At 65.2% G+C, this 12,358-nt stretch carries 13 protein-coding genes and 2 pseudogenes; 6 read left to right on the forward strand and 9 right to left on the reverse strand.

From position 1 onward, the window contains the following. Positions 1-202, forward strand: a pseudogene (locus VNQ78_RS15175) (hypothetical protein); the annotation flags it as partial. A gap of 50 nt (positions 203-252) precedes the next feature. Here the strand turns inward: VNQ78_RS15175 and VNQ78_RS15180 are convergent. Genes VNQ78_RS15180 through VNQ78_RS15195 form a run of 4 tightly spaced genes read right to left on the reverse strand, consistent with a single transcriptional unit; the run spans position 253 to position 3,252 of the window. Next, positions 253-1,080: a sulfite exporter TauE/SafE family protein gene (locus VNQ78_RS15180; protein ID WP_414694087.1), complete on the reverse strand. Its 828-nt coding sequence runs from the start codon at positions 1,078-1,080 to the stop codon at positions 253-255. Then, the gene (locus tag VNQ78_RS15185) at positions 1,071-1,940 is read right to left on the reverse strand and encodes an NAD(P)-dependent oxidoreductase (protein WP_325691278.1); all 870 of its coding nucleotides are present in this window, start codon (positions 1,938-1,940) and stop codon (positions 1,071-1,073) included. Before VNQ78_RS15185 ends, VNQ78_RS15180 begins: the two co-directional genes overlap by 10 nt. Beyond that, a complete protein-coding gene (locus VNQ78_RS15190; RefSeq protein ID WP_325691279.1) occupies positions 1,937-2,554 on the reverse strand; it encodes an RraA family protein in 618 nt (205 codons plus the stop codon). Before VNQ78_RS15190 ends, VNQ78_RS15185 begins: the two co-directional genes overlap by 4 nt. Then, a complete protein-coding gene (locus VNQ78_RS15195; protein ID WP_325691280.1) occupies positions 2,551-3,252 on the reverse strand; it encodes a fumarylacetoacetate hydrolase family protein in 702 nt (233 codons plus the stop codon). The genes VNQ78_RS15190 and VNQ78_RS15195 overlap by 4 nt, the downstream gene beginning before the upstream one ends. A gap of 181 nt (positions 3,253-3,433) precedes the next feature. Between VNQ78_RS15195 and VNQ78_RS15200 the strand changes: the two genes are divergently transcribed. The 4 genes from VNQ78_RS15200 to VNQ78_RS15215 are packed head-to-tail and all read left to right on the forward strand — an operon-like array spanning position 3,434 to position 6,816. Further along, positions 3,434-4,471, forward strand: a complete 1,038-nt coding sequence (locus VNQ78_RS15200) for an ABC transporter substrate-binding protein (RefSeq protein WP_325691281.1) — start codon at positions 3,434-3,436, stop codon at positions 4,469-4,471. Next, a complete protein-coding gene (locus VNQ78_RS15205; RefSeq protein WP_325691282.1) occupies positions 4,468-5,280 on the forward strand; it encodes an ABC transporter ATP-binding protein in 813 nt (270 codons plus the stop codon). The genes VNQ78_RS15200 and VNQ78_RS15205 overlap by 4 nt, the downstream gene beginning before the upstream one ends. Continuing rightward, on the forward strand, positions 5,277-6,125 hold the full coding sequence (locus tag VNQ78_RS15210; RefSeq protein ID WP_325691283.1) for an ABC transporter permease: 849 nt from the start codon (positions 5,277-5,279) through the stop codon (positions 6,123-6,125). Before VNQ78_RS15205 ends, VNQ78_RS15210 begins: the two co-directional genes overlap by 4 nt. A 19-nt stretch (positions 6,126-6,144) precedes the next feature. After that, on the forward strand, positions 6,145-6,816 hold the full coding sequence (locus VNQ78_RS15215; protein ID WP_325691284.1) for a GntR family transcriptional regulator: 672 nt from the start codon (positions 6,145-6,147) through the stop codon (positions 6,814-6,816). 25 nt (positions 6,817-6,841) lie between these two features. Here VNQ78_RS15215 and map read toward each other — a convergent pair whose 3' ends face one another. The 4 genes from map to VNQ78_RS15235 form a co-directional block, all read right to left on the reverse strand. Then, entirely contained in the window at positions 6,842-7,591 is a 750-nt protein-coding gene (map, locus tag VNQ78_RS15220) for a type I methionyl aminopeptidase (RefSeq protein ID WP_325691285.1), read from the reverse strand. Between the two features lie 115 nt (positions 7,592-7,706). Beyond that, positions 7,707-8,750: a glycine betaine/L-proline ABC transporter ATP-binding protein gene (locus tag VNQ78_RS15225; protein WP_325691286.1), complete on the reverse strand. Its 1,044-nt coding sequence runs from the start codon at positions 8,748-8,750 to the stop codon at positions 7,707-7,709. Next, on the reverse strand, positions 8,747-9,628 hold the full coding sequence (locus VNQ78_RS15230) for a proline/glycine betaine ABC transporter permease (RefSeq protein WP_325691287.1): 882 nt from the start codon (positions 9,626-9,628) through the stop codon (positions 8,747-8,749). Before VNQ78_RS15230 ends, VNQ78_RS15225 begins: the two co-directional genes overlap by 4 nt. A 76-nt stretch (positions 9,629-9,704) precedes the next feature. Next, positions 9,705-10,697, reverse strand: a complete 993-nt coding sequence (locus tag VNQ78_RS15235) for an ABC transporter substrate-binding protein (protein ID WP_325691288.1) — start codon at positions 10,695-10,697, stop codon at positions 9,705-9,707. 325 nt (positions 10,698-11,022) lie between these two features. Here VNQ78_RS15235 and VNQ78_RS15240 point away from each other — a divergent pair, with 325 nt between their 5' ends. Beyond that, positions 11,023-11,976 carry an aldo/keto reductase gene (locus tag VNQ78_RS15240; protein WP_325691289.1) on the forward strand — a complete coding sequence of 318 codons (954 nt, stop codon included), beginning with the start codon at positions 11,023-11,025 and terminating at the stop codon, positions 11,974-11,976. A gap of 65 nt (positions 11,977-12,041) precedes the next feature. Here the strand turns inward: VNQ78_RS15240 and VNQ78_RS15245 are convergent. After that, positions 12,042-12,358, reverse strand: a pseudogene (locus tag VNQ78_RS15245) (nitric oxide dioxygenase); the annotation flags it as partial.

Below are 12,358 nucleotides of genomic sequence, written 5' to 3' on the forward strand. Positions count from 1 at the left end.
GGGCGATCTGCTGTTCGGCGATGCCAATGGCCTGCTGTCCCTCGACCCCACCGATCCGGCGCTGCCCGCGCTTGTCGAACGCGCGCTGAATGACGAGGCGCGAGAGGTCGAATGGCGCAAACGCCTTGCCGCCGGGGCGTCGCTCGCCGACCTCAACGGCTCGGCGATCTATCGTAAGGCGGGTGCGGCGCAGGCGGAATAGGATCTGCATATCGCGGTCAATCCCGAGATCGGGAAGCTGTCCAAAGCCCGTCACGCGAAAAGGCTGTAGACGAAGCGAGCCGAGACGGTCAGCAGGAACAGGCCGAACGCGACCTCCAGCCGCCGCCGCGACAGGGCATGGGCCAGCCGCACCCCCAGCCGCGCGGTCAGCAATGCGGTCGGGATCGTCAGGGCGAAGGTGGCAAGCGACACGAAACCCACGGAATCCGGCGGAAGGCCTGGCTTGCCCCATCCGGCGATCATGTATCCGATCGTGCCCGGAATCGCGATCAACACCCCCACCCCGGCCGAGGTCGAGATCGCCCGGTGAATCGGCACGCCATGCAGCGTCATCACCAGATTGGAGAGCGCCCCGCCCCCGATCCCCATGAGGGCAGACAGAAAGCCGATGACCCCACCATAGATGTTCAGGAGCGCGCGGCCCGGCAGGTGTTCGGCCACGCGCCAGCCCTTGCCGCCGGTCAACAGCCTTGTGGCGATGACCGTGGCAACCACGACGAACACCAGCTGGAAGACCCAAGGATCCGCATATCGGGCGATCAGGGAGCCAGCCAGCACGCCGATCAAAATGGGAATGGCCCAGATCCGCAGCAGGTCCATATCGACCGTTCCGCGATGCCAATGCCCGCGCGCCGAGGCGATCGAGGTCGGCACGATCACCGCAAGCGAGGTGCCCACCGCCAGCGGCATCGAGATTTCGGCGGGATAGCCGAGGAGCCCGAAGATCTCGAAAAAGACCGGGACCGAGATGGCGCCGCCGCCGATCCCGAACAGCCCGGCCAGAAACCCGATCAGCGCCCCGGAGACGGCCAAGGCGAAAAGAAGTTCCAGCACGGTTCCGAAATCGGTCACGGCCAGCCCGCCGAGCGTCGCGACAGGCTGGCGCCGTCAAAGCCGCCAAGCCCCTCGGCCAATGCCTGCGCATATCGCGGTTCTGCGGCATCCGAGAGCGGCAGCTCCGCGCCCTCGGCCCCCGCCAGCGACAAAGCGAGGCGCAGATCCTTGGCAAGACCCGCGATGTCGAACGTGCCCGGCTGGTCCTGCCCTGCCAGCGTGTCGACCACCACCTGCGCCCTGTTCTTGAGGACGGTCGGCCCGGCGGAGCTGTCCGCGATCAGGCTGACCGCCATTTCGGGCGCGACACCGGACCCGCGCAGCAGCGCCAGAGCCTCACCCAGCGTTTGCCAATAGACGGCCAGCGGCAAGTTGATCGCCAGCTTCATCCGCGCCGCCGCCCCTGCCGATCCCAGATGCTCGACCCTGCGGCAAAGCTGGTCGATAACCGGCTTTGCCCGCCCGAACGCCTCGGCGCTGCCACCGGCCATGCCAAGCAACTGCCCCTTCAGCGCAGGAGCCACGGTGCCGCCGACCGGGCAATGCAGAAAGCTGGCCCCGGCTGCCGCGATCTTCTGCGCCAGCGCATCGGCCTCGGCGGGCAGAAGCGTGGACATGTCGACCAGCAGGGCATCGGACATCCCGGCCTTGATCAACCCATCGGTGACGTCATTGACCGCGCGGGCGTCGGTCAGCGAGGTCAGGATGACCGGGCAGCGGGCAAGGCCCGCTAAATCAACCTGATGCGCCCCGGCCGCGACGGCGGGCGTGCATCCGTCCGGGTTTCGATTCCAGACACGAACCTCATGCCCCGTCTCGAGCAGGCGGCGCGCGAAGGCGCTGCCCATGCGGCCCATTCCGGCAATCCCGATCACATTGCTCATCCACCCTCTCCTGTCCCGAGGCCCAGAATCTCAAGCGTGGTTTCGCCCGCCCGCAAGCGGGCCATGATCTGGGCCTCACGCTCGGCGCGCGCCTCGGCCGCGGCCAGGGCCGCCTCGACCTGATCGGCGGGAACCGCGACGATGCCGTCCGCATCGGCGACGACCAGATCCCCCGGCGCGACTGTCATCCCGGCCAGACCCACCGGCACGCCGAAGGCGCCGCCATGCTGCTTGGTCGAGCCCCGGATGGTCAGCCCGGTCGCAAAGACCGGAAAGCCCAGCCGGATGATCTGCACGCTGTCGCGCACGGCGCCCTCGATGATCAGGCCCGCAAGCCCGCGCATCTGGCAGGCCAGCGCCATGATCTCGCCAAACGGGGCGTGGTCGGTGCAGCCGCCGTAATCCACGACCAGCACCTCACCCGCTTTGGCCCGAGTGATGGCTCTGTGCAGCGCGAGGTTGTCCCCCGGCTGGCAGCGAAGCGTCGCGGCCGGACCGGCAATGGCCAACGTCGGGGAAAGCGGGCGCGGCGGCGTTCCGGCGATCTGCGCGTCGGGCCATGCCTCACCAATCGTGGCTGCGCCCAGTTCGGCAAGGCGGGCGAAGCGCGTCACGCCGCCGGACCGCCGATCCCCACATGCAGGTCCTGCAGCCCGTCGACATGCACGACCAGCTCGTCCCCGGAGACGACCGCGCCCACGCCGGCCGGCGTTCCCGTCATGATGACATCGCCGGGCATCAACCGGAACTGTTCGGAGAGTTTCGAGATGATCTCGTCGATCTTCCAGATCATCCAGCCGATATCACCGTCCTGCCTGACCTCGCCATTGACCGAGAGCGTGATCCTGCCCTCGGTCAGGATGCCGGTATCCTCGACCCTGCTGATCGGCCCGATCGGGGCGGAGAGGTCGAAGGACTTGGTGATCTCCCACGGCAGACCGTTTTCCAGCGCCCGCGCCTGATGGTCCCGGCGCGTCATGTCGAGACCTACCGCATAGCCATAGACATGCGACGCGGCCTCCGCCACGGGGATATGGTGCCCGCCCGATTTCAGGGCCACGACCAGCTCGCCCTCATAGTGGAAATTCTCGGTATAGACCGGATAGGGGATCTCTCCCCCATTGCGGACCACGGAATCATTGGGCTTCTGGAAGATCACCGGGGGGTCGCGCTCGACCTCTCCGCCCATCTCGATCACATGGGCGACGTAGTTCTTGCCGATGCAATAGATGCGGCGCACCGGGAATTTCTCGTCGCTGCCGACGATATCCAGATACGCCTGCTGCGGCGGGGTCAGGGCATAGGCCATCATTTTCTCCTCCTCGGGACAAGCGCCCGTTTCTTCGCGATCATGCACCCTCCCCAAGATATTCCAATCCGATTTTTTCATGATCGTATATTTTTTTGTAATTCTCCGCAGATGGTATAGGCTGATCGAGAGGGCAAGCGGTTCCGAGGAGGGTCGCAGCCCGCGACATGGGAGGAGAAACGACATGACGGAAGCTAACAGACTTTCCCGCCGTGCTTTCGGGGGGCTGGCCGCAGCGGCGGCCGCGACCTTTGCCATCGGGCGTCCCGGCATCGTGCGGGCGCAGACCGCCATCACCTTCGCGGTCCCGAACCCCTCGGCGCTGACCTGGCTGCCCTATTGGTCCGCCGTGGGCGAGGGGTATTTCGGCGAGGAAGGGCTGGAGCCGACCTTGCAGGCCATCGACGGATCCTCGGCGGTCCTCCAGGCCATGTCGGCGGGACAGGCGCAGATTGGCGCCCCCGGACCCGGCCCGGTGCTGGGCGCCCGCGCCCGTGGCGTGGACGTCAAGTTCATCTACAACCTGTTTCCGAAATCCGTCTTTGGCCTTCTGGTCAAGAAGGACAGCCCGGCCCAGACCCCGGCGGACCTGAAGGGCACCGTGATCGGCGTGGGCACTGCCGACGGGGCCGAGGTCTCGTTCACCCGCGCGATCCTGACGGATCTGGGGATGAATGAGGGTGCGGACTATACCTTCCTGCCCGTGGGCGATGGCGGGACCGCCGCGGTCGCTTTCCTGCGCGATGAGGTCGGATCCTATGCGGGGGCGATTTCGGATGCTGCCATCCTTGGCGCGCGCGGGCTGGAGCTGCGCGAGATCACGCCCGAGCAATATCTGGGCTTCTTCGGCAATGGCATCGCCATGCTGGAAAGCCAGATGGCCGCGACGCCGGACCTTGCGCCGAAATTCGGGCGCGCCCTGGTCCGGGGCATGCGCTTTGCCAGCGATCCGGCCAATCATGACAAGGCCCTTGCCCATTGCGCCGTCGGCAACCCGCAGGAGGGCGAGGACAAGAAATTCGCCTCGGCCCTGCTTGCCGCCGCGATCGACCGGATGACCCCGACCGAGCCGATGATCGCCAAGGGCCTTGGCTATCAGCCCGCGGAACATTGGCAGATGATCCACGACGCCGCCGTCGCCTCGGGCGCGCTGGAAAAGCCGCTGGATGATCTCTCGGCCGTCTATACCAACGAGTTCGTCGAGGGCTGGAACGCCTCATGACGATGGCCGAGTCCCAGATCCTCGCGGACAGCGCCGCAATTCCCCGCCCGGTCTATGAGATCAGCCGCCTGTCCAAGACCTATGCGCGCAATCGCCTTGTCGCATTGGCAGATGTGAACCTGACATTGCGGGAGGGCGAGTTCGTCTCGGTCATCGGCTCATCCGGCTGCGGGAAATCGACGCTGCTGAAGATCATGTCGGGACTCATGCCGCCAACCACCGGCCGCGTCGCGCTGGAGGGCAAGCCCGTGACCGGCCCCCGCGCCGATATCGGGATGATGTTCCAACAGGCGACGCTGCTGCCGTGGAAGACGACGATCGAAAACATCGTCCTGCCGATCGAGATCCGGCAGGGCAAGGCTGCGGCCCGCGCCGCCCGTCCACGGGCGCAAGGGCTGCTCGACCTGGTGGGCCTCGGCGATTTCGCCAATGTCTATCCGGGCGAGTTGTCCGGCGGGATGGCGCAACGCGCCTCGATCTGCCGGATGCTGATCACCCAGCCAGCGGTCCTGCTGCTCGACGAACCCTTCAGCGCGCTGGACGAGTTGACGCGCGACTTCATGAACATGGAGTTGCAGCGCATCTGCCATGAGACGCGGGCAACCGCCTTCCTCGTCACCCACTCGCTGGCCGAGGCCGTCATCCTGTCGGACCGCATCCTCGTGATGAAGCCGCGCCCCGGCCGCATCGTCGAGGAGGTGGTGATCCCCCTGCCCCGGCCCCGCACGCTCGACATGATCAACACCCCCGAATTCGGCCGGATCGTCGCCCATATCCGCGATCTTCTGGGCAAGGAGGCCGCGCAATGACCGATACCGTTCCCGACGACCTTCCCGATACCGTCTGGGTCGAAAAGGCCAGCTGGATCGACTCGATGCCGCGCTGGCTTGCCATGTCGATCCTGTTCATCGCTGTCGTCGCCCTCTGGGATCTGGTGACGCGCTGGGGCTGGGTGTCGCCGATCATCCTGCCCAGCCCGGTCGAGACCCTCTCCGACCTGATCTTTGTCGGGCGGAACCTGATCACCGGCGATTACATGCTCTCCGCGCTCTGGACCACGACCAAGACGGTCTTTTTCGGCTTCCTGATCGCCACGAGCATCGGCTTTCTACTGGGCATTCTGGTGGGCGAGACGAAATTCGGCGAACGCGCCGTCATGCCCTATCTGGTCGCGATCGACACCATGCCGAAGGTGGCCTTCGCGCCGCTCTTCATCGCGTGGCTGGGCTTCGACATCGCCTCCAAGGTGGCGCTGGCCGCGTTCATCGCGACCTTTCCGATTGTCGTCGCCACCGCCGCCGGGCTTTATGCCGCGACCGAGAACGAACGGATGCTCTTCAAGGCAATGGGCGCGAGCCGGATGCAGACGCTGCTGCGGCTGAAGCTGCCGACTGGCCTGCCCTATATGTTCACGGGGCTGAAGATCGCGGCCGTGGGCGTGATGGCAGGCGCGATCACGGGCGAGTTTCTGGGCGGCGGCAAGGGGTTCGGGGCGCTGATCCGGCAATCGGCGAGCCAGATGGACACGCCGCGCGTCTTTGCCCTGATCCTCTACTTGAGCCTGCTGGGGCTTCTCCTGTATTTCACCGTCGTCTGGGCACAGCGCAAATTCGTGTTCTGGAACAAGGACCAACGGCCCGGCGCCCTTGGCTAGACGGCAATTGGGGGAAAAGGTGCCCAGCGACATACGCAGCCTCTCGGAGCAGGTTTACGACCTGATCCGCCGCGACATCCTGCAAGGGCTGCTTCTTCCAGACCTGAAGCTGCAGATCGAGACGGTCTCGGACCGCTATCACATCGGCGCGGTTCCGGTGCGCGAGGCGCTGAACCGGCTTTCCGCCGAAGGGCTGGTCGAGCGCAAAAGCCAGCGCGGCTTCTTCGTGTCCTCCCTCAAGTTCGAGGATCTCGAGGAACTGGTCAAAACGCGCATCTGGCTTGAGACGCGCGGTCTGGAGGAATCCATCGCCCATTCCGACGAGGCATGGGAGGAGGAGCTGGTCGTCAGCTTTCACCGGCTGTCCCGCACCTCACGGCGCCTGATGCCCGATGACGGGCGAGAGGTTTCCGAGGAATGGGACATCCGCCACAAGGAGTTCCACATGTGCCTGATCGACCGCTGCGGGTCGGGCTGGCTGCTCGCCTTCTGCTCGGCGATGATGGATCAGGCCGCGCGCTATCGGAACGTGTCGATGAACACTCATTCCAGTCAGGCCCGGCGCGAGGGCGCGCTGGCCGAGCATCAGGCCATTCTCGACGCGGTGCTGGCGCATGATGCGCCGCTAGCCTGCCGCCTGCTGACCGAGCATTATCGGGCCACGCTGGCCGCCCTGCGCCCCACTGCCTGAGCGGGGCAGGCAAAGCGCGCGCAGTTCAGCCCGGCAATGTGATCACGATGGCGCGCCGGTCCGTGGCGACGACGGTATGCTCATATTGCACGACCGGGGCGACGGGGTTGCTGTAGAGCGTCCAGCCGTCATCCCCCTCGGTCGCCCAGCACCCGCCCCGGGACAGGAAGGGTTCGACCGTCAGGACAAGCCCCTTGCCGATCCGGCGCCGGTCGCCGCGCGTGGCCCATGTCGGAACCTCGTGCGGTTCTTCGTGCAGCGACCGGCCGACACCGTGGCTGGCGAGGTTTCGGATCAGGGTATAGCCGCGCGCCGAGGCATATTTCTCGATGGCATTGCCGATGCCCGCGATGGGCTTGCCGCTGGCGACCTGCGCAATGCCGACCTCCATCGCGCGCCTGCCGTCACGGCAAAGCCGGTCCAGCGCCGGCGCGACCCGCCCGACGCGAAAACTCGCGCCGTTATCGGCGAAATAGCCGTCCTTCGATGCCGAGACGTCGATATTCACGAGGTCGCCCGCCGCGATGATCCTGTCACCGGGCACGCCATGCGCGACCTCCTCGTTCACGCTGATGCAGGTCGCACCGGGAAAACCATAGGCCGATTCCGGCGCGGAAACCGCCCCCTCGATCTCAAGCAGCCGCTGACCGATCATGTCCAGCTCGCGCGTCGTCATGCCGGGTTCCAGCGCATTTGCCATGGCCTGCATGGTATTGGCGACGATCCGGCCGATCTTCCTGAGACCGTCCAGCTCGTCCTCCTTCGTGATCGTCATGCGCCGCCCTCCGGTGAACGGATCCCTGTGGCCATGGTCCTAGCAGCTTTGGCCGCCGGCGGACAATTCCCCCGCGGCGACGGTCAGGGCGACGACCCGTTCGCCCCGGTCGCGGTCAATCCGCCTCGGCGGCGACATCGGCGGGATTGACCATCGCATCGAGGATCGCGGGCAGGTCGATCACGCCAAGACAGGCGCCCTGCCGGTCCCGCACCCGCGCATGGGCGACACCTTCGCGGGTCATCTGCCTTGCCACCAGATCCAGCCTTGCCTCGGCACGAACGACGAACGCGGGCGGCTCCTCGCCTTCGGGCAGGGGAACGGCGATCGTGCGGGCAGTAAGGATGCGGCCGCGATTCACCTCGCGCACGAAATCGGCGATATAGCTGGTGGCGGGGCGCAGGACGATCTCCTGCCCGGTCCCGACCTGCTGGATCGCGCCGTCGCGCAGGACCGCGATCTTGTCGCCAAGGCGCAGCGCCTCATCAAGGTCATGGGTGATGAAGATGATGGTCTTGCCCAGTTCCTTCTGCAGCTCCAGCAGGATCGTCTGCATGTCGACGCGGATCAGCGGGTCCAGCGCCGAGAAGGCCTCGTCCATCAGCAGGATCTCGGTGTCATTGCAAAGCGCGCGCGCCAGACCGACACGCTGCTGCATGCCCCCCGAAAGCTGGCGGGGATAATAGTCCTCATACCCGGCAAGGCCCACGCGGTCGATCCAGTGCCGCGCCCGGCTCTCGGCCTCGGCGCGGGGAACGCCGCGGATGTCGAGCCCGTAGGCCGCGTTCTCCAGCACCGTGCGATGCGGCAGCAGGGCGAATTTCTGAAACACCATCGCGGTCTTTTCACGGCGATAGGCGCGCAGTTCAGAGGGCGACATGGTGACGACATCGCGCCCGTCATACAGCACCTCGCCCGAGGTCGGCCGGATCAGCCCGTTGATATGGCGGATGAGGGTCGACTTGCCCGAGCCGGAAAGACCCATGATCACCGTAATCTTGCCCTGCGGGATGGTCAGGTTGATGTCATAGAGGCCAAGGACATGGTTGTGGCGATCGTTCAGGTCGGTCTTGGTCATCCCCGCCTTGACCGCGCCGATGTGACGCTCGGCCTCGGGACCGAAGATCTTGTAGACATTGCGGATTTCGATATCGCTCACCGGCCGGCCTCCGCATGTTTCTGAAGCCGCTTGCCATAGGCCTGCGTCGTTCGGTCGAGGATGATGGCGATGGCGACGATCGCCAGCCCGTTCATCACGCCCATGGTGAAATATTGCTGATTGATCGCCTGCAGCACCGGTTGACCCAGCCCGCGCACCCCGATCATCGAGGCGATGACCACCATGGCGAGGCTCATCATGATCGTCTGGTTGATGCCCGCCATGATGCTGGGCAGCGCCAGCGGCAATTGCACGTCGCGCAGCTTCTGCCAGCGGGACGAGCCGAAGGCCTCGGCCGCTTCCAGCACGTCGAAGGCGACGTGGCGGATGCCAAGATTGGTCAGGCGGATCACCGGCGGAATGGCATAGATCACGACGGCGATCACGCCCGGCACCTTGCCGAGGCCAAAGATCATCACCACCGGGATCAGATAGACAAAGCTCGGCATGGTCTGCATCATGTCCAGAAGCGGCGTCACGATGGCATTGGCGCGGTTCGACTGCGCCATCAGGATGCCGATGGGCAGGCCGATCACCACGGCCATCATGGTGCAGACGGCGACCATGGCGATGGTGCGCATCGTGTCCTCCCACATGCCGAGATAGCCGACGACGACCAGCGCAAGGACGGATCCCAGCGTGATCCGGCTGCTGCGGCTGGCCAGCCAGATCAAGGCCGCCATCCCGGCAAGGACGAGAGGCCAGGGCGATCGGAGGAGCAGGTTCTCGATCAGGGTGAGCAGGCTTTGCAGGGGCGAGAACAGGCTTTCCAGCGTGTCGCCCCATGCACGGGTGAAATCGCGAAATCCGCCGTCCACAACCTGACGCAGAGTGCGCAGGCTGGAACGGCTCATTTCCGGGAATTGGATGAGGTCCATGGGGTCCTTCATGGCAATGGAAATACGGGCGGGGCCGGCGATCCGGCCCCGCTTGCGGCAAATGGTCTGATCTGGATCAGAGCGCCGCCTTCACCTTGTCCGCGACCTCGGCCGGAACCCATTCGGCCCAGATCTCGGGATAGGTTTCGAGGAAGTGATAGGCCCCATCCTCATTCGTCGCCTGGTTCTCGACCATCCATGACAGCATGCCGTTCACCGTGTCGTTCGACCAGCTCCGCGCTGCGACATAGGACATGGCGGGACCGGCCTTGGCCGCGAAATCCTTGGTAACGGCGGTGAACACATCCGAGACCGGCCATTCCGTGACCACGGGATCGGCGCAGTCCGACTTGACCATGCAACCATGCCATTTCTCGGGATCATGCTCCGCCTCCAGTTCGAGGCGCGTCATGTCGTATTGGCCCAGAATGGCGGTCGGGGCCCAGTAATAGCCAAGCCAGCCTTCCTTGCGGTTGAAAGCGCGCGCGATCGAGCCGTCAAGCGCCGCGGCCGAGCCGGAATCGACCAGCTCAAAGCCCTTTTCCTCGGCACCGGCGCCCAGATACTGGTTTTGGTTGATCGCCTGACAGGCCCAGCCCGACGGGCAGCCGAACCATGCGCCCTTCTCGCCATCCTCGGCGCCGGGGAACAGCTCGGGATGGGCAAGCGCCTGTGCAAGGGTCTTGATCCCATGCTCTTCCGCCAGCCAGGTCGGGATCCAGATGCCCTCGACCCCGCCATCGGACAGGATCTTGCCCGGCAATTCGATCCGCCCCTCGGCCACGGCCTTGTCGAGCGGCTCCTTCACGGCATTGACCCAAAGCTCGGGCGCCATGTCAGGCTCGGCCTTCTCGTTCATCGAGGTGAAGGTCGGCATCGTGTCGCCCGCAACCAGCGCGACATCGCAGTCATAGCCTTCCTCGAGGATGATCTTGTCGACCCAGGCTGCCAGGCCCGCCGAGGCCCAGTTCATCTCTGCGATACTGATCTTGCCGCAATCATCGGCGGCAAGGGCGGGGACGCTCAGTCCCAGAAAGGCAAGCGTGGTCGATGCAAGAATCTTGCGCATTAAGGAAATTCTCCAGTTTCTGGCCCCGTCCGGGGGCGGGCAGACAAATCCGCGAAACATGATCGCAAGACGGTCCGCGGGCCGTGTTCGACCCTGGTGACTTGGAGGGCATTTGGCCCATGCGAGGTGGCGCACTATAAGGATTTGTCAGGAAAGTTAAACCCTTTCCTTGAGTTAAGCGGGAATAGCCGCCGATGCGCCACGATTGGGCCGCGTTTTCCGACCCGAACGGGCGGGTCGCATCCCCTTGGAATTGACCTTGCGCCGCCTGCCGCAAATCGCTGTTCTGCAGCACAGGTGAACCACGCTAAAAGGAAGATCCGCCATGAAAAAACGCGAATTGGGAAAGACCGGGCTGCAGATCATGCCGCTGGTATTCGGGGGGAATGTCTTTGGCTGGACCATCGACGAGGCGCAAAGCTTCGCCGTGCTCGACGCCTTTGTCGATCACGGGTTCAACGCGATCGACACGGCGGATTGCTATTCCGCCTGGGCGCCCGGCAACAAGGGCGGCGAATCCGAGACGATCATCGGCAAATGGCTGAAGGCGCGGCCCGGCATGCGCGAGAAGGTGGTGATCTTCACCAAGGTCGGCTCGGTCACCGGCAGGCCGCATCCGGGTGGGCTGACCGAGGCGCATATCCTGCCGGGTTGCGACGCCTCGCTGGCGCGGCTGGGGATCGACGAGATCGACCTTTACTTCGCGCATTGGCCGGACCCGCAGGGCACCAGTTATCAGGAGACGCTGGGCGCCTTCGACAAGCTGCAAAAGGCGGGCAAGGTCCGCGCCATCGGTGCGTCGAACGTGGATGCTGCGCAGCTTTCCGAGGCGCTGAAGGTCGCGCGGGAAAATGGCCTGCCCGCTTATCAGGTGCTGGAGCCGGAATACAATCTCCATGACCGCGCCTCGTTCGAGGGGGCGCTGCAGGATCTCTGCATCAGCGAGAATATCGGCGTCGTCACCTATTACAGCCTCGCCTCGGGGTTCCTCAGCGGGAAATATCGCTCGAGCGCCGATTTCGGCAAATCCGCCCGCGGCGGCGGGATGGAGAAATACCTGACGCCCAAGGGCGAGCGCATCCTCGCCGCGCTGGATGAGGTTTCGTCGGCGCATGGCGCGAAGCCTGCCGAGGTGGCGCTGGCCTGGCTGATGGCTCAGCCCGGTGTGACCGCGCCGATCGCCAGCGCGACCTCGGTGGCGCAGGTGGAAAGCTTTGCCCGCGCGGCCGCGCTGGCCCTCGCGCCCGACGAACTGGCCCTTCTGACGGGCGCGGCATAAGGCAGCCGGATACGAAAAATCCCGCCATGCTGTGCCACGGCGGGATTGTTTTCAACCGACGTGGATCAGGCCGCCAGAACCTCGTCGGCGGGGCCGAAGAACTCGTAATGGATCCGGGACGCCGGGACGCCTGCCTTGGCAAGCTCACCCACGAAATGCCGCAGGAACGGCTTTGGTCCGCAGAGGTAGATGTCGGCCGATTGCAGCGGCACATTGCCATGCAGCCAGTCCATCGTGACAAAGCCCGTGTTCACATTATCCGCCGGGGCGGGCCGTTCATAGAACGTCGCCACCGTGGTCTGCCCATGCGATTGCGCGAAAGCCCGGATCTCGTGATCCAGCGCGTGGGTCTCGCGGCTGGTGGTGCCGTGGATGTAATAGG

This window comes from Paracoccus sp. (in: a-proteobacteria), from assembly GCF_035556475.1.
Taxonomy (GTDB): Bacteria; Pseudomonadota; Alphaproteobacteria; order Rhodobacterales; family Rhodobacteraceae; genus Paracoccus.